This is a genomic window from Bremerella alba, from assembly GCF_013618625.1.
Lineage (GTDB): Bacteria > Planctomycetota > Planctomycetia > Pirellulales > Pirellulaceae > Bremerella > Bremerella alba.
In genome coordinates this window covers 1-22,950 of sequence record NZ_JABRWO010000014.1, presented here as the reverse complement: position 1 = coordinate 22,950, position 22,950 = coordinate 1, and the positions used below count along the sequence as shown (strand labels likewise).

General features: G+C 55.2%; 18 protein-coding genes. 7 read left to right on the top strand and 11 right to left on the bottom strand.

Features of this window, described 5'->3' with window-relative positions; genetic code table 11:
• Positions 1-98: 98 nt before the first annotated feature.
• From HOV93_RS21750 to HOV93_RS21735, 4 genes are all read right to left on the bottom strand, one after another.
• On the bottom strand, positions 99-1,178 hold the full coding sequence (locus HOV93_RS21750) for a Gfo/Idh/MocA family protein (protein WP_207398661.1): 1,080 nt from the start codon (positions 1,176-1,178) through the stop codon (positions 99-101).
• A gap of 56 nt (positions 1,179-1,234) precedes the next feature.
• The gene (lpxC, locus tag HOV93_RS21745; protein ID WP_207398660.1) at positions 1,235-2,140 is read right to left on the bottom strand and encodes a UDP-3-O-acyl-N-acetylglucosamine deacetylase; all 906 of its coding nucleotides are present in this window, start codon (positions 2,138-2,140) and stop codon (positions 1,235-1,237) included.
• Positions 2,141-2,251: 111 nt separating this feature from the next.
• Positions 2,252-2,908 carry an OmpH family outer membrane protein gene (locus tag HOV93_RS21740; RefSeq protein WP_207398659.1) on the bottom strand — a complete coding sequence of 219 codons (657 nt, stop codon included), beginning with the start codon at positions 2,906-2,908 and terminating at the stop codon, positions 2,252-2,254.
• A gap of 334 nt (positions 2,909-3,242) precedes the next feature.
• Entirely contained in the window at positions 3,243-5,264 is a 2,022-nt protein-coding gene (locus HOV93_RS21735; protein WP_207398658.1) for a M28 family peptidase, read from the bottom strand.
• A gap of 195 nt (positions 5,265-5,459) precedes the next feature.
• On the opposite strand from HOV93_RS21735, the gene HOV93_RS21730 reads away from it, so the two are divergent.
• Positions 5,460-7,133: an ATP-binding protein gene (locus HOV93_RS21730; protein ID WP_207398657.1), complete on the top strand. Its 1,674-nt coding sequence runs from the start codon at positions 5,460-5,462 to the stop codon at positions 7,131-7,133.
• Between the two features lie 8 nt (positions 7,134-7,141).
• Here the strand turns inward: HOV93_RS21730 and HOV93_RS21725 are convergent, their stop codons facing one another.
• The gene (locus HOV93_RS21725) at positions 7,142-7,807 is read right to left on the bottom strand and encodes an MBL fold metallo-hydrolase (RefSeq protein ID WP_207398656.1); all 666 of its coding nucleotides are present in this window, start codon (positions 7,805-7,807) and stop codon (positions 7,142-7,144) included.
• Positions 7,808-8,100: 293 nt separating this feature from the next.
• Between HOV93_RS21725 and HOV93_RS21720 the strand changes: the two genes are divergently transcribed.
• On the top strand, positions 8,101-9,003 hold the full coding sequence (locus tag HOV93_RS21720; RefSeq protein WP_207398655.1) for a DUF1571 domain-containing protein: 903 nt from the start codon (positions 8,101-8,103) through the stop codon (positions 9,001-9,003).
• 152 nt (positions 9,004-9,155) lie between these two features.
• A complete protein-coding gene (locus HOV93_RS21715) occupies positions 9,156-10,229 on the top strand; it encodes a GNAT family N-acetyltransferase (protein WP_207398654.1) in 1,074 nt (357 codons plus the stop codon).
• Here HOV93_RS21715 and HOV93_RS21710 read toward each other — a convergent pair.
• The 6 genes from HOV93_RS21710 to HOV93_RS21685 all read right to left on the bottom strand — a co-directional run bounded on the left by HOV93_RS21710 (position 10,226) and on the right by HOV93_RS21685 (position 17,475).
• Positions 10,226-11,335, bottom strand: coding sequence for a hypothetical protein (locus HOV93_RS21710; protein ID WP_207398653.1), 1,110 nt, complete (start codon positions 11,333-11,335; stop codon positions 10,226-10,228). The two genes, HOV93_RS21715 and HOV93_RS21710, sit on opposite strands and share 4 nt — an antisense overlap.
• A gap of 1 nt (position 11,336) precedes the next feature.
• Complete coding sequence (locus HOV93_RS21705; RefSeq protein WP_207398652.1) at positions 11,337-12,758, bottom strand: c-type cytochrome; 1,422 nt, start codon at positions 12,756-12,758, stop codon at positions 11,337-11,339.
• Between the two features lie 153 nt (positions 12,759-12,911).
• A complete protein-coding gene (locus HOV93_RS21700; RefSeq protein WP_207398651.1) occupies positions 12,912-14,363 on the bottom strand; it encodes an EF-hand domain-containing protein in 1,452 nt (483 codons plus the stop codon).
• Between the two features lie 140 nt (positions 14,364-14,503).
• Positions 14,504-15,130, bottom strand: a complete 627-nt coding sequence (locus HOV93_RS21695; protein ID WP_207398650.1) for a hypothetical protein — start codon at positions 15,128-15,130, stop codon at positions 14,504-14,506.
• A gap of 80 nt (positions 15,131-15,210) precedes the next feature.
• Entirely contained in the window at positions 15,211-16,704 is a 1,494-nt protein-coding gene (locus tag HOV93_RS21690) for a hypothetical protein (protein ID WP_207398649.1), read from the bottom strand.
• 72 nt (positions 16,705-16,776) lie between these two features.
• Entirely contained in the window at positions 16,777-17,475 is a 699-nt protein-coding gene (locus HOV93_RS21685) for a hypothetical protein (protein ID WP_207398648.1), read from the bottom strand.
• Between the two features lie 154 nt (positions 17,476-17,629).
• On the opposite strand from HOV93_RS21685, the gene HOV93_RS21680 reads away from it, so the two are divergent.
• From HOV93_RS21680 to HOV93_RS21665, 4 genes are all read left to right on the top strand, one after another.
• A complete protein-coding gene (locus HOV93_RS21680) occupies positions 17,630-19,090 on the top strand; it encodes a leucyl aminopeptidase (RefSeq protein ID WP_207398647.1) in 1,461 nt (486 codons plus the stop codon).
• Positions 19,091-19,273: 183 nt separating this feature from the next.
• Positions 19,274-20,584 (top strand): lactate racemase domain-containing protein, encoded by a 1,311-nt coding sequence (locus HOV93_RS21675; protein ID WP_207398646.1) that lies wholly within the window; start codon positions 19,274-19,276, stop codon positions 20,582-20,584.
• Between the two features lie 301 nt (positions 20,585-20,885).
• Entirely contained in the window at positions 20,886-21,446 is a 561-nt protein-coding gene (locus tag HOV93_RS21670) for a hypothetical protein (RefSeq protein ID WP_207398645.1), read from the top strand.
• A 355-nt stretch (positions 21,447-21,801) separates the two neighbouring features.
• Entirely contained in the window at positions 21,802-22,860 is a 1,059-nt protein-coding gene (locus HOV93_RS21665) for a hypothetical protein (RefSeq protein WP_235990783.1), read from the top strand.
• Positions 22,861-22,950: the final 90 nt, after the last annotated feature.

The following is a 22,950-nucleotide window of genomic DNA, read 5'->3' as shown; positions in this document are numbered from 1 at the left end:
AGGATCAACTTGCGATTCGATCGCGACTAGCAATACAACGAAAAAAGCCACCGCTATTTGGCGGTGGCTTTTTCTTTTTGAATCGTTGCCCAGATAAACTACGCGGCCTTCTTGGCAGCCACAACTCGCTTGGGCTCGGGACGCATGGTGGGGCCAACCAGGTTGAACTTGCCGCCATCCCAGCGATGCTCTTGGACTGCTTCGTTCACCTGCAGAGCAACCGCCAGGGCCTCGCGGGCAGCCTGACCGGTCACGGTAGGTGTCAGCCCACGCTGAATGCAGTCGGCAAACTCTCGCAGTTCGGCATCAATGGCGTTGCCCGGTGCGACTTCGATCTCTTGGCATGGCAAGACGGTCGAGAAAAGATTGTCACGCACCCAACTCTTCCCTTCGGCGGAAAGGTCGCTTACCTGAGAGACACCTTGCTTGACGATCTCGTCGGCAACGATCGACTTCACCTTACGGGTCGTAAAGTCAACCCCGACAAAGCCAGCATCACTGAAGACTTCCATGTGCCGCGATGAATTGAAACTGGCTCGGGAAGCCGTCAAGGTCGCCACACAGCCGTTGGCAAATGTCAAACGTGTCTCGACGATGTCTTCGTGTGGTCCAAATACGGTCAGTCCCGTTGCCTGGACATCCACAACCGGACTGCGAACCAGCGACAATACCAAGTCGATATCGTGGATCATCAGGTCGAGCGTCACACCGACGTCAACCGAGCGGAACGTGTAACCACTGGTTCGTTCGCCACGGATAAATCGAGGCGACTCGACCTTCTTACAAGCCTCGCGAAAGGCCGGGTTGAAGCGTTCGACATGCCCAACCTGCAGCACACAGCGATGATGCTCGGCCAGGTCGATCAGTTGATCGGCGTCGTCGGTGGTCAACGTGATCGGCTTTTCGATCAGGACATGCTTGCCGGCGTTGAGCAGCGGCAAGGCCACGTCTTTGTGATAGAGCGTTGGCGTGGCGATGACGGCGGCGTCGATCTGAGAAGCGATTTCGCTGACGTCGTCATAGCCCTTGAGCTTATGCTCTTTGCAGAAAGCCTCTCGGGCCTCTTTCGCCGGATCGACAACGCCGACCAGCTTGAATGCCGAGATACCCTTGGCCAATTTGGCGTGGATTTTTCCCAGGTGGCCGGTCCCAATAACCGCGAGTCGTACCTGACGCATTGCCAACTTCCTCTGTTTAGGTCGCACGGCGTTACGAAGCGTTCAATTGAGAAAACTCAGGCGGTCCGCCGTGACATATAGGCAACCTGGTTTTCTTTTAGGAGCTGCTTAACCAACTCTGCATTCAAACGATGACCACTCCGATTGGCGATGATCGTTCCCTGGATATCGCAACCGGCCAGGGCCAGGTCTCCAACTAAATCGAGTACTTTGTGACGCACACATTCGTCCTCGAAGCGGAGTTCGTTATCGATCGGGCCCTCGGGACCAAAGACCAACAACTCACTGAAATCGACATGCGTTCCCAGCCCTTGCTGACGCAGCCATTCTGCCTCTTGAAGTAGCAGAAAAGTGCGTGCGGGAGCTAGTTCATTTTGGAAATATTCGGGGCTAATTTTGTCTTCGAGTGTCTCACGACCAATGAGACCTTCGCTGCCGAAGTCGAGGCGGTATTTGAATTTCATCCGCTTCGACCCATTTGGCCGTGCTTCAACCCAGCACTCGTCATCCCCTACGCGAACCACTTCAGAAATTGCCAAAACAGCACGCGGAGCTGTTTGACTTTCAATTCCGGCGGCCAAGATCTGTTCGACGTAGTCTTTCGCTGAACCATCCATGCCGGGCATCTCTGCCGAGTTCACATGGACGTAGCAATTGTCGACCTGCATTCCAGCCAAAGAGGCCAAAACGTGTTCCACCATCTCGACCGTCGCTCCCTGATAAACCAGGTTTGTACGGCGCGGGACTTCTACTCGGTGGTCGACCAACGCAGGAATCTGCGGTGCACCTTCCATATCTTCGCGGACGAAGACAATACCGGTGTCTTCCGCGGCAGGCTCGAAGCGGACGGTTACTTCTTTTCCGCTCCAATATCCGCGGCCAGAGACCGATGCGGATGTCTTAAGAGTCTGCTGAAGTCGTGCGATCGGTTCGCCATTGTTGGCGATGGATGCGGAGTTCATAGAAGAAAAATCTAGCCAATAGCGGCAAAGGAAACCCTAAAGCGACAAAAGGCGAGACCTACCTTGCGGCCTCGCCCTTGTTCGTAGTACCCATCAACAGTGCGGGCCGACTTAGAAGCGAGGTTGAGGAACCTGGCTGCCAGGAACGGCTGCATTCTGCTGAACACCGTTGTTCAAGATGTTCAAAATGTCGTAGGTAATGTCGATCTGGTTTTGGTAGATCACCGGACGATTAACACCTTCCAGAACCGATTGACGGTTGGTTGGGTCAATTTCGTTGCTGTTGTAACGCAGCACCAAGGTGATGTGGTGACGCTGAGCGAAGGTCGAAACCGTCTGAGTCACCTGGTTGTACGTGTTGAAGTAAACGCGAGCTTCGCGTTCCATGAAATCCTTCTTTTGCATGCCAACTTTGACCTGCAAATTGGCCTGTACCTTGGCCATTTTTTCTTCCAGGGCTTTGTACTCCGGTGTACCGGCTTTGTAACCCTGCAGTTCTTCAACCATCTTCTTCATTTCATCGCGGTCTTGGGTCAAAGCCTGCTCTGCGGCATCGACAGAGACCTTCAACTCGTCCATTTGCTTCTTAAACAAAGCATGGTTCTTGAAGATGACCGGGATATCGATCACGGCAATGTTACCGGCACTGGCCTGTTGGGCCGAGGCAGTGCTGGCTTGACAGAAAACGGCCAACGCGACCGCGACACAGAAACAAGAGAGAATTCGCTTCACTTTCAGCACTCCTTGCTGGACAAAACTGGTCCTCATGACCATATCTCGTGGGTCAGCCCATGGCGGGTGGCTGCCACGGAACAATTAAAAACGATTGCGATTACGCCTTCTAACGGGAAAGTCGCGATATTCTGCCGAAGTGACGCGATCACGTAAAGTGCAATCTGTGCATTTTCTTGTCCTGCTCTTTTCGATCTTGATTAAGAGCAGGACTGCTAGACCTTCGCGAGGTTACTACGCCCTATCGGCACACGTGGTTCGGCATCGCATGTAGAAATCCTCTTGCGTGGCGAATCCACGACGATTCACGGGCTAGCATGGGCCAAGCCAGATACCCATGCTCACAGGTCTTCCCAGATTGAACAAGCTGCTATCGAGGAGGTGCCAGCGTGACGGTCAGCTTCACTTCCTTGCCATCACGAAGAACAATTACCTCGACTTTGTCCCCTGCTTTAAACTTCCGTAGCGCGGCGTCAAAATCTTCGAGCCCACCAATACGATTGCCCCCTAAATCGATCAGGATATCACCGCCCGTGATACCAGCCTCGGCAGCAGGGCTACCGGGGCTAGATCCCTGAATACCGTATCCTTTGCCCACGACGGTAAAGTCCGGAATACTGCCGAAATAGGGGCGAGATCCGCCTCGCATCTCAGGCTGCTTGCTTTCGACGGCGACATACATCGGCTTATCGTCCGCCTTGTCGATTGCCAGCAGAATGTCGATCGCGTAATCAATGATCCGGGACATTCCCTCGTAGTTGATCTTGTCCGCATCATCGCTTGGGCGGTGATAGTCGTTGTGCGTTCCGGTAAACAACGCCAGCACAGGCATCTGTTTGGCGTAGAACGAAGAATGATCGCTTGGACCAAATCCGCCTGGATCTTTGGTGAGTTCAAACTTGTGCGTCTCGTTCAATCGATCCAACATCGGCTCGAACATTTCGGCCGTCCCACTTCCCATCGCAATCAACTTGTTCTCGTCGAGTCGTCCGACCATATCCATATTGAACATCATGAGCGTCTTGTCGATCGGAATGACAGGCTCTTTCACGTAGTGGGCACTTCCCAGCAGCCCCTCTTCCTCACCTGTGAATGCAATCATCAACACACGATGTCGCAACTCGTTTTTCTTGGCCGATAAGCGTCGCGCAACTTCTAGCAGCGCCGTTGTCCCCGAGGCGTTGTCGTCCGCGCCGTTGTGAATCTCGTGCGTGAGGGGGGCCAGGCTACCAGAGCCCCCCATGCCCAGGTGATCGTAGTGGGCACCAATGACGATCACTTCGTCTGATGTGGCGTTGGGGGCTTCTATCATTCCAATCACGTTGCGAATCGTGGCTGTTTCTCGAACGATATCGGTTTCGCCGACCGCTTTCCAATCGCCTAGAGGCCCCACAACCGGTTTTAGTGTGTGATCGATGGAAATCTCGATATCGCTAAGCGACTTACCGAATTGTTTTTCGATTAATGGCTCGAAGACACTTCGCTTGGCGAACATCACTGGAAAACTAGGACGGCTCGACTCGGCCCCTGCTCCGGTCAGTGGAATCAATTCATCTAGGCCCTGTTCGAGTTGATCGCCGTATTCCGCAATTTTTTTGCTCAGCCGGGTGACGTCCCCCATATAGGCTTCGATTTCTTCCGGCGAATGCATTTCCTGATCGGCATACGCCTGCTGACGTTTGACCAGATCGGCTACCGCCGTTTCAAATGCGGCTTTGACGTGACCGCGAATCTCGACAAGGCCTGGGGCATCGTTGATCAAGATGACCGCGGCGGCCCCGTTTTGATAGGCATTGGATATTTTGCGGCTGAACAACGCATGCTGCGAGGCCCGCGTACCGTCGAACACGCTATGCGGATTGCCCTGCTGGGGCTCTTTCCGCAAAATCACGACAACCTTCCCCTTCACGTCGATGTCGGCGTATTCGTCGTATTCCAGCTTCTCGGCGGAAATTCCGTAGCCCATAAAAACAAGCGGGGCATCAAACACTTTGCTTCCCCCCACCGCAAGCGGCGTGAAGTCTTTTCCGAGCTTGAGCGTCTTCGTATCTTCTCCAGAGACCAACTTCAGCAAGTTTTTGTCCTTGGGTCCCATCTCCGACGAAACGTTCACGTCAAACTCTTGAAACGGCGTGCCGTTCACCAAATTGGTTCTCAAACCCATTGATTCAAACTGCTTGGCAACAAACTGCGACGCCTCTTCCAGCCCTGCACTGCCGATTCCGCGCCCCTTCAACTGGTCGGAGGCCAGGTAGCCGAGCGTTTCTTTCAAACTGTCGGTCTTGGTCGCTTCCGCAGGCGCAACCGCGGCATCCTGGGCCCGCAGGCCGCATGGCATCGCCAAAAGCAACAAAAGCAAGAACGTCCGCAAGAGCATGGTGATGTTGGGCATAGAAGCGTTTTCCACGAAGGAGGGATTCACCGAATTGGGGGAAGTTGGGCAACCTTCGATTCTTTTCCGCCAGCAGCGCGGCGTCAACCATCGCTATCGTCATTGCCAGCGGATAGCCAATCGTCGTAAAATTGTTTCCGCGTAGAGATTCCACACGTTTTGTCCGCCGAGTCGTCCTTTCCCGAGAATTCCAGTTTGGCTTCACTATTTGTCATCCAAGGCGACGACCAAGGACGCCGATTCGAATTGGCCCGCGATATGATCTCGATCGGTCGAGATCGCGGTAACGAAATTGTGCTGCACGACACCGAGATTTCTCGCCGGCATGCGGAAATCCGCCTGACCAGCGATGGATTCAAGCTGGTCGACCTGCAAAGCTCGAACGGCTGCTTCGTCAATCAGAAGCCCGTCAGCGAATGCCAATTGACCCACGGCGATCGTCTGCAACTGGGTCACACGCTGATGATTTTCACGCATACGGCGTCTGCTCCGGCGACACGCCCAATCAGCGTGAGTCTGCAGGAAAGCCATCGCGAAGGCTCGCGAATCATTCATTCGATTCGCCACGAGGAAGGAAGCCAGATCTTTCTGCCCTCCGAACTTCGCGAGCCAGGCGAATCGCAGCACCTGCAAGACAATCTGCAGCTTATCTACGACACGGCCTTGGCCGTCAGCCGCACCTTGGATATCGAACAACTGCTCGATTACTTGCTAGGCTTGATCTTCAATTGGGTTGAAGCAGACCGCGCTTGTATCGTCCTGATTGATTCGCAAACGAAAAAGCCCGAAGCCAAAGCCCAGCGGGTACGCGAAGGACGCTCAGGCGTCGACGAATCGATCACCATCAGCCGCACGATTCTCGAGTATGTGTTGACCAACCGCGAAGGGGTTCTCACCTCGGATGCCCAGGACGATCAGCGATGGTCACCTGAAGGCAGCATCATCAACAGCGGCGTGAACGAAGCGATCTGCGTTCCCATGCAAGGTCGCTATGGCATTGTCGGGGCCATCTATATCGATACGTTCATCCCGCCAGATATGTCCGCTTCGACCACCAAGTCGCGCTTCACCGAAGAACACCTGAAGTTGATGATCGCCATCGCCCACCAGGCTGCACTCGCCGTGGAGGACACCCACTACTACTCGGCGGTGGTGCGTAGCGAACGACTTGCTGCTATGGGTCAGGCAGTCGCCGCCATTTCGCATCATGTGAAGAATATCCTGCAGGGGATCCATGGTGGTAGCTATATCATTGAAGAAGGGATCAAGTCAGAGAAAATCGATGTCATCCAGCACGGCTGGGGCATCGTTTCACGCAATCAAGACCGTATCGCGCACTTGGTAATGGACATGCTTTCCTTCAGCAAGGAACGCGAGCCAGACCGCAGCAACGCCTCGCTCAACGACGTCATTGAAGATGTCGTTAACTTGATGCGAACGCGGGCCAAGGAAAACGATGTCCTGCTCGAGTTCCGGCCTGACATCGACCTGCCCATAGGACAGTTCGACGAAGAAGGGATCCATCGGGCCGCTTTGAATGTGATTACCAACGCGATCGATGCAGTCGGCGAAGCCGATCAGCCGCGCGTGATTGTCTCGACCGAATTCCGCGAAGGGACTCGGGAACTCGTCTGCATTGTGGAAGATAACGGCCAAGGAATCCCGGCTGAAATGCTCGAGAAGATCTTCTCCGCGTTTGAATCAACCAAAGGCAACCGCGGAACGGGGCTGGGGCTGCCGGTCACCAAAAAGATTCTGCAAGAGCACGGGGGCGATGTGCTGGTCGAAAGCGAACCGGGGACAGGCACCAAGTTCCTCATCTTCTTCCCTTGGATCGCCGTTCCCACGGAAGAAACGCGGTACGAATAGGCTGCCAGCTACCTTTGGTACCCAGCCGGTTTCCCCACGAATGGGTTATCTTCAATTTCATCACCCACGGTGGTAGTCGGCCCGTGCCCCGGCAGGACGATCGTGTCTTTGGGCAGCGTGAATAACTCTTCTTCGATCGATCGCTTCAAATCGGCAAAGCTACCGTCCGGAAAATCAGATCGCCCGACACTTTGTTTGAAGAGGACATCTCCGCCCAAGACAATTGTCCGCGGGCCATCTTTCATGACAAAAACGACGTGCCCTTTACTGTGCCCCGGCGTTTCACGAACCTCGAATTCAATCTCTGCGGCGGCGTAAACGTCGCCCCCCTTTACGGTGAGATCTTCCTTAGGACTAATCAGGGCGAGCCCAAAGGGGGCACTCAAATTCTTTTCCGGATCGGTCAGTTTTTCGGCATCTTCATGACCAATCACTAGAGGGGCATCCGGGTAAAGTTGCTTCATGGTGCCGTTGCCAGCAATGTGGTCGCTGTGCCCATGGGTGTTGAGAATGGCGACAACCTGAAGTTTTCGCTCCTCAAGTACTTCCACAATTTTTTCGGGCTCTAAGCCCGGATCGACCACGACGCACGCTGCAAGTCCTTCTCGATAAAGGACATACGTATTTTCGTCGAAGGGCATGCTGACGATGCGTAAAAAATTGATCTCAGCCATTGGCGGAAGATCGCACTCCACTTTGCGGACAAAATTAGATACAGTGAATGCGCATGATAAACGATCTGACGAGATCATGGTAATCTGTAAAACTTTGACGCTCGTTGGGAAGGTATTCATCTTGCGGGCACCAACATTGCGATAAGACGCTATAGAGCTTTCTTTCGCTCATGTTGGCGAACCGAATTGCTAGCAAACGCCGCCTCTTCGCATGCATCGAATCCGGCGTGACGAAATTTTACTCGCACGGATGGCGAGAACTATACAGACCGGAATATTAACGGAGATTGATCATGGCCAAGTCCCTCATATCGCGTCGTACGCTGTTGGCCGGCGGTACGGCTTTAGCCTGCGGGCTGACCCGGGCGACTTACGGTGAGGATCAACGTAAGGGACTGCGTGAGCCCGTTTATCGCGTTTCCAACCGTAGCAGCGGACCCGCTCAACAAGCTCAACAGGTAGCTGCTCAGCATCCGCTGACCCCGGCCCTGGAAATGGCCGAGCGTGGCCTGCAGAACATCAACGCCCACATTCGTGATTACGAATGCACCCTGGTCAAGCGTGAACAGATCAACGGCAAGCTCGGCGATCAAGAGTTCATGTACACCAAGATCCGCAACGAGCAGGTCGATCAGCGCGGCAACGTATCGGCACCGTTCAGCGTTTACATGTACTTCCTGAAACCTTCGAGCGTGAAGGGCCGCGAAGTGCTGTACGTCAAAGGGCACAACAACGGCAACCTGATGGCTCACGAAGGGGGCGCGCTGCTCAAGCACGTGACCGTTTCGCTCGATCCTAACGGCACCCTGGCCATGCGTGGTCAGCGATATCCGATCACCGACATCGGGATCAAAAACCTGATCGTACGTCTGATCGAAGTCGCCAACAAAGATATGCAGTACGGCGAATGCGAAGTGAAGTTCTACAACGGTGCCAAGATCAACGGTCGCATTTGCACCGTGATCGAAGTGGTTCACCCAGTTCCCCGCCAGAACTTCCGCTTCCACAAGGCTCACGTCTTTATCGACGACGAACTGCAAGTGCCGATTCGCTTCGCTTCGTGGGATTGGCCTAAGCAGCAAGGGGCCGAACCACCCATGCTCGAAGAGTACACCTACATGAACCTGAAGCTCAACAACGGTTTCACCGATGCTGACTTCGATCCGCATAACGAAAAGTACGGTTTTAACGTTTAAAACGATTAGCCGACTTCATCGAAAATCAAAAATCCCGGTCGTTTACGGCCGGGATTTTTTGCTGCGCCACGGTCACTAATTAGTATGGAGCTAACCCCAAGACCCCACTCGACACGGTGGTTACCCACCGAATGCCTCAGCGATCGCGCCCCATGAATGTTCAGCTCCGCGCTGGAAATGCCCTGACGCCAGACGACCTCGATGCCTGGAAATCAATCCTAGCGGGCAATCCTACGCTCGACAGCGGCTACTACCGTCCGGAACTTACCCAGGCCGTGGCCCGCGTACGCGATGACGTGGAAGTTGCCATCGTCTCGGAAAACGGCCAGCCCCAGGCTTTCTTTCCGTATGAACGAGGTGACGACCACTGCGTCGGCTCGATCACCGGTCGTCTGTCCGAATTCCACGGCATGATCGTGCCACAGGACTTTGCGCTCGATCCGGCCGAAATTGTCAAAGCGTGTGGCATTCGCTCGTGGCGGTTCGATCACGCCCCGATCTGGCGTACCGAACTCGAACCGTTTGCCTGGGCTCGTTCCGAGTCTCCCTTTATGGACCTCTCTGGCGGCTTCGATGTTTATGCCGAAAAACTTCGCGAGCGTGGTTCTTCCGCTATCAAGCAAACTCAGCGCAAGCAGCGTAAGTTGGCCCGAGAAATCGGACCGCTGCGGTTTGAATACGATACCAACGAGCCTGAGGCCTGGGCTGCACTGGTAAAGTGGAAGTCAGAGCAATACGAGCGAACCAACTCGCTTAATATTTTTCGCTACGACTGGGTGCACGATCTACTCCAATCGATTCGGTCAGAGAAAGGCCCAGAGTTCTCGGCTCCACTATCGGCCCTGTGGGCCGGCGATCAATTGGCGGCCGTCCACCTGGGGATCGCAAGTTCCAGCGCGATGCAGATCTGGTTCCCGGCCTACAACCGAGACTTGCAAAACTACTCACCCGGATTGGTGCTTCTGTTGGAACTGGCATCTGCTGCCGCTCAGCATGGGATCCAACGGATTGACTTCGGCAAAGGAGAAGAACGCTACAAGTACGAATTCTCGACCGGTGTCATTCCTCTTTTAGAAGGCGGAATCGACTTTCGTTTCGCCATGCCAACCCTCCTGGCCAGTTGGAACAAACTGAATCAAGCCATCCGCCGTTCCCCATGGCGGAAACAGTTGGAAGCCCCCATCCTGGCCACGCGCCGTCTGCGTCAATGGATGGCCTTTCGCTAAGCGTCCTCTGACGCCGGTTCGCTTGCGTCTTCGTCTGCCTGGTACGCTTGCCGCACCCACCACACGCTCAGCGACATCAGGCCTATCACAATGACGGCCGTGACGAGAAACAGGCTGAACCCTTGCACCTCGCCCGCGGCTTCGTGCTTGGGGATCATTGCGGCGAAGTCGATCGACGCGACGCGGATCAATTCGCGAATGACCGATCCGCAAAACAACATCCCAGCCAGAAGCGCCAATCGCGCCACAATCCAGCGGCGACTGACGGCCATCTCTTCCGAATGCCACAGCACGATCTGGCCGCCCCATAACACGACACCCAGTCCCAGCCAAAGATAGCCCGAACCGCTATTCACGGCGGCAAAACCAGGGGTCGAAACGCCGATAGCGACGAGCGAGGTCACAGCAAATCCCCCCAGGCCGACCAGCGCGAACCAGCGAAGCCAACCGACCGTTGGCAAGTCTTCGTCGGTTGCTGTTCCTTCGCGCAGATAGGCCAGCTGTGCCGTGACGATCGAAGCCATACTGACGAAGGCCACGCTCATCCAGACCAACGAGCGGGAAACGACCTGCCCTGCGACCAGCGGCAGTACGCCGGTCGCAAACGTTTCTGGCCAGGCTTCCACTTGACTCGATACCAAGTGGTTCGCTGTCCAGCAAAAACCGATGAACACAAACAGACCCGCATTTACCCCTGCGACCAGGGCCCGTTGCCACCAGGACAGCCGTTCAAACCAACTACTCTTGAGCACATACAGCAGGTAAAACGCGGCGATCAGCGTCGGAATGACCACCATCCATCGCCAGCCCAGCAGCAAATTGGCCGTGTAAAAGTTGAGCGGCTCGAGGATCTGCACGAACAGCAGCGGAGCCACGCCAAAGGTGATCGCGGCACTCAGGCCAAACGGCATCCAATCGCGCAGCACCCGAATCACCGGGTTGGCCAACAGGGCGTCGTTATCCGTACGATACCAAATGCTGGCCCCCACAATCGTCAGGCAGCCGGCCACGACAAAGTGCATGGAAAGATGATGCGTGACGAAGGTCAGTAGGTACAGCAGCATATACGTCAGCGACGTCAGCGGTAGGTCGAAGGGAAACGGCATCTTAACGGTCTCCCTTCACGACAAAGTCCGAGCGTTTATGCAGTCCTGAAACCGGTTGGGTACCGGCGGCGTCTAACCATTTCTGAATGTTGGCCAAGGCTTCTTCCTCCAGCGGAGCTTCCGCCGCGTCGTCATCGCCGTGCTCGACCCATTTCAAGTATCGAACCAACGATTCCAACTCTTCGGCGGTGCCAGCGAACGGCGGCATGAATGGTTTAGTGTGTTGCAGCTTGGCGATATTCATCCGCATCTGATCGGCATCCCAGGTTTTGGTCAAGTCGGCGACGCCGTTGATGCCGACCACCGTATGGCACACCGCACACTGCCGACGAAACACTTTCGCGCCGCGGGTTGTGATCTCGCCGGCGACCTTCGTTCCCTCGGTCAGCGGGTACGGGTCGTTGGCCAGGCAACCATCGATACGCATCTGGGCGACCTCGTCAGGATAGATGCCGTTGGAGTACATCCAATAGCGAATCGAGTATGGCTTTCGCGAACCTTCTCGCACGAACTCGCCACCGGCCGTCGCCCCGAAAGCCAGCATCAACAGCAGCGTAGCCGTCGCCCCATTGATATACAGCTTCTGCCAGAACATGCCGATCACCGCGTAACCGCCGATCGCCACCGAGGCCCCCACCGCAATGTTCAAAAACAAGGTCATCGCCGCACTGCCGCCGGTGATCCAGCCGCGGCTGTCTTCCGGCATGGCCAGCATAAACCACGCGCCGAGAAACGGCATCAAGACCATCGGCACCAACAAGTGCGAAGCGTAGTTTATCAGCGAGCGTTTCTCTTCCTGCTGCAGCTTCGACATGGTGTTCACCACAATGCACGCCACCAGTCCGGCCAGCGTTAACGCGACGATTGTACGGAAGAACAAGCTCGGCCAAAACGTCGGATTGAAAAACCCGGCGACGATCGAATGGTCTTCAATCCACCCGCCCGGCGTAAGCTGCCAGCTGATGATGCCGTTGATCAAAAACAGGCTCATCCAGGCTGCAAACGCGTACATCCCCAGCAGCTTCAAACAGGCCGCGTCGTTAATATTTTGGTGATACCGATAGAAGAGGTACCCGGCGAAGATCTCTAAAATGAAGAAAAGGTACTCGGTCGCCCAGGTCCAATGAAAGTTGTAAATCATCTGGCCGATCGTCGGCGCGCTGACCTGAATGGCCGTGAACCAAATGCCAACCCCCGTGACCGCCCCGGCCACAAAGCTAATCAGCACGAGCCACTTAAAATACCCATGCACAAACAGCCGAGCATTGGCGCTTCGGCCGGTCATCGCCAGCCACTGGAAATAACAGAGCAGCATCCCCCCGCCCACTGCAAACTGAGCGAGAAACACATGCACCACGGCCACCGCTGCCATTAATATCCCTGGCATCAGCGGGTCATATTGATTGACCGGATAGACTTCCATCGTCGCGAAGATACCTCATTCACGTTGTCAATCGAGTGAGTAGCTCTTCTACTACTTTACCGGCCCGGAACGCAGAAGCCCGTGCGGCATATTGTCGCACGGGCCTGAGTGGCTTTCGAGCCTGCTTATCTTGAATCGAAAAAATCGATCGGGCTACTCGTGAAACATGACGAGAATCACTGTCTCTTCGAAGCCTGCCTCGGTCTTCTCGGCCAGTTCCCCCAACAACTCAGGCACTGTCGGTTTCAAGTTCATCAGTGGCTGTAAGTTAATCGTACCGATGCTTGGGGGTTCGACCGGCTTACTGTCCCCCGGGACGTATCGGGCGGGGGCATCGTCGGCTCTTTTGACCATTTCCTCTTCCACCATAGGCTCGGCGACGCTGGGGCGTAACTCCGACTTCTCGAACTGAATACTGGCCAACAGCGCACCATCTTCATTTCGCTTGGGGTTGATGGTCACCACGGTTCCCAGGCTTACCAGTTGGTAATTATTACCACGCGATGAAGTCGACTGAACGATCGGCGCCCGAGTGCCCTGCTGCAGATGTATCGAAGAATCAGGCATCGCCCGGGCCTTAAAATAGTTGAGCATTTCGATACCGCCACTGTCGGCATCCGCAATCCAGGGCATCAACTTCGCAGCCAAGCTCGGCCCCTCGGCGCTGGCGACACTTACAGCCTCATCCGCCAATGTTCGCTGGGGTAGGCTGCTGCTGACCCGGCGGATAGCCACGACCTCGAATGTCACCGGAGCGGCAACTTTTACGTCAGGCGATTCGTTTTTGACCACCGGACGAGCAACCGCTTTTGGTTTTTCGATCACTGCAGATTCGGTCTTCGGTTCCTCTTTAGGCTCCTGAGCCGCTTCGGCAAAAGGAGACGGCTGGTCGCGTTTGAGTAGGTTCCACCTTTGATAATCGCTAAAGCGTTTGCTCTCTCGTCCCCGTATCTGAGATTGTTCCCAACGTTCCCTTTCCTGTTCCCAATAGGTATGGAACTCTTGAATCGTGATTTGATCCTCCGCCCATACTTCGGGGAACATCCGGGTCAATTCCACTCTCAACGCACCTGGCAACTTTTCTTTTTCCTCTCCTTCCAAGATCCCATTTCCGTCTGAATCGAGATGCTGGAAGTACTCGGCATGTGGACTCGACTCAAGGGTCACTTCCTTGACTTTAATTTTCTCTTTGGGGGAAGTGTTCTTGTTGGGCAGCAGCGAATTTAGATACCCTTCTAAGACCCTTTTTCGGCTGCGATCTTCCTCGAAATTGCGACGTTTCGCTTCTTCTTGCTTTTGTTGTTGATGAAGGTCTTCGATAAACTCGTGAAAGGCATCCTGGGAAACAGAATTCCCTTCAAACGTATAAGTAAGAGCGCCGTTTGATACCAAACCAAAGAAGGTTTGCCTCATCGAGGGAGGGAGTTTTCGTCCTTCTTCTCCAGAGATGACACCATCGCCATTGGTATCGAACGTGCGGAAGAATTCGGTGTGAGGGCTGGTGCTCTTCGGTTCGTCCTGCGCATCGTCATCTTGTGCGTACGCCTGGCAGGCAATCCAGCACATTCCTATAACAGCAATCGAAATAAAACGTGGTACCGGCATCGCAACTGAACTCCTACGAACGGAAGGGGACCCAATAAGCGCGACCCTATCTTACCCCCCATGCAGACGCCCCTGCAAACAGTTCTGCATAACTACCGAAAGCTGCGTAGGATTGTTAGAAAAACCCCACTCTTACTTGCTCAGCGAGACACCCGAACAATCACCAAAAGCAATGTTCGCCCGTGCGCGTCAGTGTGACTGCGCGATAGGATCACGCTGGCCTCGTTGTTGTTGACCAACGTGTTCGAGGTCATCTCGGTTTGTTCGCGTTCGCGCGGGGAGTGGATACCGGCGAGCATCACCGGCACTTCGCTGAGGACCGTTACGCCAAGCCCGAAGCGTTCTTCGTCCAATACCCAAGGGGTGGCGGTCACTTTGGTTTGGGCCGAATGCTGCATCCCACCGCCACGGCGGGGATCCTGGCCGCCTGCAAATACCGTGGCGAAATTTACGCGTTGCTCCAAATCTGGGAACGTATGCAGCGCGTAAGCATCGACGGCGGCGGCGACCGAATCCTTTTGTTTGGGAAGCATCCGATCGACGGCACTTTGTAGCGTGCTCCACGGCTCCGACTCATTCGACTTCACCGCCGAGGTAATATCGCGGATCAGGTCGGCTTCAATACGACCTTGCTGCGCATCGACAGCGACGGTTACCACCATCACCTCCAAACCGATTTTAATGGGATTGGCCGGCTTGGCAGTTTGCGCCGCGGCGACTCCAGTAAGTGAAAAAGCCAATAGAAAAGCGGTCAGACGGCACAACATGATGATCCTTTCGACAAGACAAGCAGGTGGAAGTGTTCATCAGTAAGGACGAATCTAACGTGGTGACGGTTTTCACCCTTTCAGTTCCATTGAACCAAAATCACGACTTCCTCGAAGCTTTCGCCACGCTGTTTAGCGACCTCCGTTAACACGCCTGCTTTCCCGGCCGGGAGGATCAACATTCCTTCAGCATTCATCTTGGTGAGTGCCGGGGGCGGAACTCGATGGATCGGTGGTGGCATCGCCAATCGGCTTGTCCTGGGCGAACTGCCTGATCGTGCGTCGTTTGGCTCGTCTGCGGTTTCCGCTTCTTCTCTGGAGCCTTCCGGTTGCTCGGTCGTTTCTATAATTTTATCGGGAGGCGGATCGAGGTACGACTTCTCGAAACGAACGGCAAGGCCTACCTGGTCGGTTTCCTTGAATACGACCGGATCAACCGTTGCCACGGTCCCCATCTCTTGCGTGCTGTACGATACGCCATTGCCTCCGCGACGCGACGACGTCGTGCCGGCAAAGTACGGCTCGCGTCCTCCGCGTTCGATGCTCATTCGTTGCCCTTCGACCGACTGGCCTTGGATATAGTCAAGCAGTTCGACCTGCTTGCTGTTGGGATCAGCCAACCATGCCAACAGCCGGGCCGAAAGGGATGGTCCGTCGTTGCCCAGCACTTCCAGCACTTCGCTGGCCAACGTCCGGCCAGGCAACTCGCCGCTGGTTCGCCGTAGCATGACGATCTCGACCGTCATGCTTTTCACCGCCTCGTTTTCAGGCTCCGCTTTGGGGGGCGCTTCTTTTTTGGGGGGCGTGTTCTTCTCAGCCGCTCGATGACGGGCCGCTTCGGCAGCGACCTTATCTCCCAACAAAAGTTTCGTGCGGTAGTTTTCGTAACGCTCGTTTTTGCTTGTCATCTCTTGGCGACGCTTCCAACTCTTCTGCTCAGATTCCCAATGATCGTGGAATTCGCGAATGGTGATTTGATTCGTCCGCCAAGCGTCGGGGAAATGATCATCCAGATATTGAATCATCGTCTGAGGCAGACTCCCCTTCTCGTCTCCATCGAGCACACCGTCGTTGTTCTTGTCGAAGTGACGGAAGTAATCCGCGTGCGGGCTCGTCTCGAGGGTGATCGACTCTTGCTCAGACCCAGTCTTCTCGACGGAAGGATCAGGATCTGCGGCAACCAGCGACTTACGGTAGCGGGCGAATGCCAGATCTCGCTCGAATTGGTCCTTCTTGGCTTCGCTCTCAAGGCGAACACGCTCGCGGTCTTCGATCAATCTCCGTGCATAACGCTCCATGTCATTGTGGAACTCCTCGAAATCGATCACGACCTGCCGTGGATTTTGCCCGCTTACGTAAGATCGTTTCAACAACTCAGGCAAGCGGATGACTTCTTCGCCAGAGATTTCACCGTTGCCGTCGGTGTCGAGCGTTGCGAAGTATTCCGCATGAGGACCGCTCGGCGTCGGCTTTTCGGTAGCCGGGGTGTTCTCTTCCGGTTCCTGAGAGAATCCGTTGGTCGCGAACGAGAACGCGACAAGAGAAAGGAAAACGAAAAGACGCCGAAGAGACATGGGGGGGCTCCTGATGCAGGCAAAACAACTCGCGCGAGCTTGATTCTACCCCCCTGCAAGAATGCCATGCAACTAATCAATCGGAAACGGCGTCGGGTCGGCCAGGTGCACGCGGACGAGGATGGTCAATTCGCGCGTCACGTTCTTCCCGTCCTTCCGCACGCTTTGCAAAAGGCCTCCCAGCACCGCCGTTTGCTGCGGGGTTAAATCGTTACCCGAGTTTATCCATTGCCGGTGTTGCCCAGGAACCTGGGGCGCGTCAGGCTTGTCGCTGGATTCATCTTTTTCCATTGTCGGCGGCATCAGTTTGCCAAAGCGGAAGCGAACACGAATCTTTCCATCGGGCAGTTTCTCGGCCCTTACGGTCGCATCTAAGCCATCACTCAGCAGCCCGTCCCCAGGCATTTTGGGGATATCCGCGGCGTCGAACATACTTTTCGGATCGGTGAACTTGGTCGCCAACGAATGCCGTGTGGCGAACTCGACTTCTTCGCCAAGCGGGATCTTCAACTTCATCAGGTCGACCTCGTGCAGATCGCGGTCTTTGCCGCGTAGCCAGTCGTCTAGAAACGGCACCAAACCTTCTTCGGCCAGTTTCGACTGGGGAAGCATCGTCTCGAACTGATTCTTCAGCGGCGTTTGATCTGTCCGCTGCTGAATGCGGGAGACAAACGCCAGCTCTACCATCACCCGTGGTGACTGAGCCCAGGCAATTGTTGGCAAAAAGGCCGAAAAAACAGTAAGCAGTACCAGGCTTCGCAAGCGATCCATTGTTAACCTCGGCGTGAATATCACCCACCATTTTGGGCTGCACCGGCCCCGCATGGCTTTCCACACTGTAAGTAAACCGTTCTCAGCGATACAATAGCAACGTTTCCAGTGGGCTTCCGCTGATATCCCGATCCGCCGAGCAGAGACGAAATCGATGAAGGTTACCGGTACCGAACATAAGATCTCCGATTTCTCCGGAGATGTCCTGGTTGTAGGCACTTACGAAGATGGCCTTTCGCCGCCTGCCAACCAGTTAGATAACCTGATCGGCGGAAGCATTACCCGTTTGCTTGAATCGGAAGATATCACGGGCAAGGCCAACGAAGTCACCACGATCCTGGCCCCCAGCGGCTTTGCCGTCACACGCATTTTTGTGATCGGCCTGGGCAAGAAGGAAGACCTGAATCAACATCGTGCCTACGAAGCGGCCGCCACCGCCGCAGTCGCCTTGTCGGCCAAGAAGGTCGAAAAGGCCGCGTTCTACTTAGACGACTTCTGGCCGAGCGAGCTCATGGAGCAAGCGATCGCCGGGGCGCTGGTTGGCGTGAATGGTCAAGACATTTATCGCAAAGAAAAGAAACAAACGCCCCCGCGCGAGATCGTCTGGAATTCGGCCACCGAAGAAGTGCTCGAACGTGGTTTCGCCCTGGGCAATGCGATCAACCTGACCCGCTCGCTGGTCAATCGCTGTGCCAACGATATCTACCCGGCCACCTTCGCCGAAGAAGCGGCTGTCGTCGCTGAAAACCACGACCTGAACATCGAAGTCTGGGACAAAGCCAAGCTGACCGAAGAAAACTGCGGCAGCCTTTTGGCCGTGGCTCGCGGCAGCGTGCGTGATCCTCGCCTGGTCATCGTTCGCTACAACGGCGGCAAAGAGGGCGAGCCACCGTTGGCATTGGTCGGCAAAGGGGTCACCTTCGATAGTGGCGGGCTCTCGCTGAAACCATCGGACGGCATGATCACCATGAAAGCCGATATGGCCGGTGCCGCCACCGTGCTGGGCGCAATCAAAGCGATCTCGGCGTTGAAGCTGCCTGTCAACGTGGTCGCGTTGTGCGGCCTGGTCGAGAACATGGTTTCCGGCGACAGCTACAAGCTGGGCGACATCCTCACTTCGCGCAGCGGCAAGACCATCGAAGTCTTGAACACCGACGCCGAAGGACGCCTGGTCTTGGCCGACGTACTGAACGTGGCCCTCGACGAAAAGCCCATGGCAATTGTCGACCTGGCCACGCTGACCGGCGCTTGCGTGGTCGCGTTGGGGATGGACATCGCCGGCCTGATGACCAACGAGCCTGACTGGTGCCGAGAAATCGAACAAGCAGGCATGACCACCGGCGAGAAGATGTGGCAACTGCCGATGTTTGCCGAGTTCGGCGAACAGGTAAAAAGCCAAATCGCAGACATCAAAAACGTGGGCGATGGTCGCTGGGGCGGAGCCATCACGGCGGCCAAGTTCCTGGAAGAATTCGTCGACGAAACCCCGTGGACCCATATCGATATCGCCGGTCCGTCGTTCGCTGAAAAACCGAAGCCGTATTGCAGTGGTGGAGCCACCGGCTTTGCGGTTCGTACATTGGTGGAATTGGCGCGACGCCAAGCTACCCGTTAAAACACATAAACACAGGTACCACGCCCATTCCCCTATTTTGGTCCCCTCGCCCCTCCGGGCAGAGGGCTAGGGCAAGGGGGCAAACCAGGTACCGACTTCCCAAGCTCGACCGTTCGCCCGTGAACCGTCGAGTAAATCTCACGCTTCTCTCGTATTCACCTTCAGTTTGGATTGACCCCAGCCATGCCTTGGATTTCCGAAACCGCAAAAGAAATCAAAAAACCAGAGTTGCTTGCCATTCTCGACCGCGCGATTGAAGAAGCTCGCCAGCGGATCTGTGGCACTCCTAAGCGAGTTCTACTGCTACCGCCTGACATTACCCGCATGCATTCTGGGGCTGGTTGGATCACCGAGTACTTCTGGGAAAAGCTTAAAGACGAAGCCGAGATCCACGTCATTCCGACCCTGGGTCAGCACGAGCCGCACACGCCTGAACAGAACAAGCAGATGTTCGGCAACATCCCCAACGACATCATCCACGCGCACGACTGGCGCGATGGCTGCGTGAAGGTGGGCGAGATCAAGGCCGACTTCGTCAAAGAGATCAGCGACGGGGCCGCCGACTGGGACATTCCCATCGTGCTCAACAAGATGCTGATGGAAGAGAAGTGGGACCTGATCATCAACATCGGGCACGTCGTCCCGCACGAAGTGCTCGGCTTTGCCAACCACAACAAGAACTACTTCATCGGCCTGGGTGGTAAAGATCTGATCTGCACGTCGCACATGATGGCGGCCAGTTGCGGGATCGAGAACAACCTTGGCAATCTGATCACGCCCGTGCGGGCCGTTTTCAACAAAGCCGAAGACGAACTGCTAGGCGACCTGCCAGACTTCTACGTCCAGGTTGTTCTCGCACGCAACGAAGCCGGCGAACTGGTCCACACTGGTATCCACATCGGTGACGATCTCGATACCTACTTAAACGCCGCCAAACAATCACGCGCCGAGAACATCACCGTCTTCGACAAGCCGATCAAGAAGATCGTCTGCGTCATGCAAGGCGACGAGTTCTTCAGCACCTGGGTCGCCAACAAAAGCGTCTACCGTACCCGCATGGCTTTGGCCGACGGCGGCGAACTGCTGGTCATCGCCCCAGGCTTGAAGCGATTCGGCGAACAACCTGACGTCGACGCGCTGATTCGCAAGTATGGCTACCAGCCGACGCCCAAGATTCTGGAGCTATACAAAGACAACGAAGACATGCAGGACCTGGCCCACGGCACGGCTCACCTGATGCACGGCACGTCGGAAGACCGCTTTACCATTCGCTACGCCCCGGGTCACTTGAATCAGGCCGAAGTCGAACAGGTCAACTTCGCCTACGCCGACTACGAAGAAACCTTGAAGCGTTACCCGATCGACCAAATGCAAGAAGGCTTCAACACCATGCCGGACGGCGAAGAGATCTTCTTCATCGCCACGCCATCGGCCGGTTTGTGGAGCACGAAAGACAAGCTATACAACCGCAAGACAGGGTTCGCTGAGGTCTAAAGAGATTTAGCCACAAAGCTCACAGAGATAAGATTCGCCTGGGCCGAAAGTCCCAGGCTTCTTTATGCGCGAAAGCGTGATCGATACCTTCGGGGTGGCCCAGAGATTTATCTCTGGGTCGGCATCGCCGACAAGCGGCTCATGAATGGGCTTGGTTGCGGAAAGAGACCTTCTATCTTGTGTATACCTAATGCATGAGCCGCTTATAGCCTGTGGCTACCTGGTCGCTTATCCTATACGCTTCCCTTAGACTTCAGGTTCCTCTCAAACTTCTCTTCGACCATGGTTGCGATCTAGTTCCATGAATACCAACCGACTGCTGGCGTTTGCCTGTCTTGCTGTGAGTCTCCTTCTGTCTGGCTGCCAAAAGGAAATCGAATTTGACGCCATCACCGATGCAGACTTTGTCCAAACACAAACCGAAATAGTCCAGGCGGATGTTGCTGCTTTAATAGAGGCGACCAAGTCCGAAGACATCGAAGCCCTCATAGAATTTTCGCATCCTCGGGTGGTCAACTATATGGGTGGAAGAGCGGACGCGTACTTCGGCATGGAGAAGGCCTTCCAAGAGTTCCACGAGCTACAGATGTCGTACGATGTATTTGATGTCAACGGACAACCTACATTTTATCGAACGGATCGCCACGAATTTGTCATCCAAAAGATGCACTCAGTCTGTCTGACTCCCGAGATGTCAATAGCGCAAAACAGCGCCTTGATTGGAATGCGAGATCTAGGGACTCAGCAGTGGAAATACATGGACTACAACTCCGAAACCGAAAAGAAAGTCTATAAGATTTTCCCCGGTCTGCCAAAGTCTATCGAGTTACCTGAACCAACGGTGGAAGTCACCTATAAGTAAGGGTGATGGGCTGGTCTGTAGAGCACGAAAGACAAGCGATACTACCGCAAGACAGGGTTTGCCAACGACAAAGCGTAGTGATCGGTGATACGCAACCGTGAGCAACGAGAGACAGGGCTCGCCTTTCTGGATGCGGGCCCTTTTTGACATTTCCTCATTCGGTATGGTAGAGTCGTTTTGCCTAGAATCGAGAGCAGTTCCCCCCTGGCTGCGGCGGCACTATCCCGCATCGGCTAGTTTGCCTCGCCAACGCCGACGACGCACCAGCTATCTTGGAAACGCTCTAACCCTCCCTTAATTTAAGAGAAGACCGTCACAAGTTTTCTCTCCCCCGCCTAAATCTAAGTTGACTGTGATGATGCGCTCGCTTTTCTTATCTGCTGCGTTCCTTGGATTCCTTGTCTCCCACGTTACCGCGGGTGACCAGGAAAGCGCGTCAGGCACTCCGGTTTATTTAAGTGCGAATGACCTTTCGATTGCCACAGGTAATCCGTCTTTGGTGCAGATGTCGAGTATCTCGACCCATATTCCCGTCTGGTCGTTGTCTGGCGGTACCCCGGGCCAATCGGTATCGGGGGTCGTTCCCGGCTTTTCTAGCGAGTATTCGGCGGTGAAAGTCGAGATCGTTGTAACCTCGACCGACGAAGCAACGAGCCCTAAATACTCGGACGTATATCGGGTACACCTTTCACAAATGGTCGACGGCGAGCTGTTCACCTCCAGCTACCAGCTTGGCAAGCCCGTCCAAACAGCACTTCCCGCAGCTCCGAAATACTCGCGGACGATTTTGCTAGAGTCGTTTTATCAGGTAGTTCCAGATGCGCCGCTTATCGTACGTATTCAGCGAGAACCAGGTCTGGCGGAAGACACATTTACCCGTCCGACCGGCTTAGCCTTGGTAAAAGTGACGCCGTTGAAAGCTTCGGCTGCCAAGTCGCACGTTGTCCAAGATGTCCGTGGCTACAATTCGTGGCCGATGATTCAAGCGATCGGCGAAAAACTGGTTTGCACTTACAGCCGAGGATCGGGACACTCCATCGGCGAAGATGCTCGAGCTGTTTACGCGCGTACGTCCAACGACGGGGGTGAAACCTGGACCGAGGAAACCGTGATTGCCAATTCGCCTGGTTACGGTGACGTCACGGTCGGGAAAGGTTTGGACTCGCAAGGCGCGATGCTGCTTTGGGTGCGACGTGTCGGCAAGGACTGGCATCACGATCTCTACCGAACCGAAGATGGGGTAAAGTTTACCCTCGTGGCATCCCCGGAACTCGGAGAGAGAAAAGGGGACGGGGGTCTTTTCTCTAACTACTCTTACGCGGCCGCCCGCGGGGGCGGAGGGTGTAACTCAAGCCGGAACGCTGGGCCTCGGCTTGGGTCCATTCTTGATTGCCATAGGGTCGGCCGCGGCTGACGCATTGGCGGAGCGCGCCGAGCTCTTTCTCGCTAAGTGATTCGTTCACACGTTGGAGCCAGTGGGGCGTTCGAGCAATTGGCCAGGGAG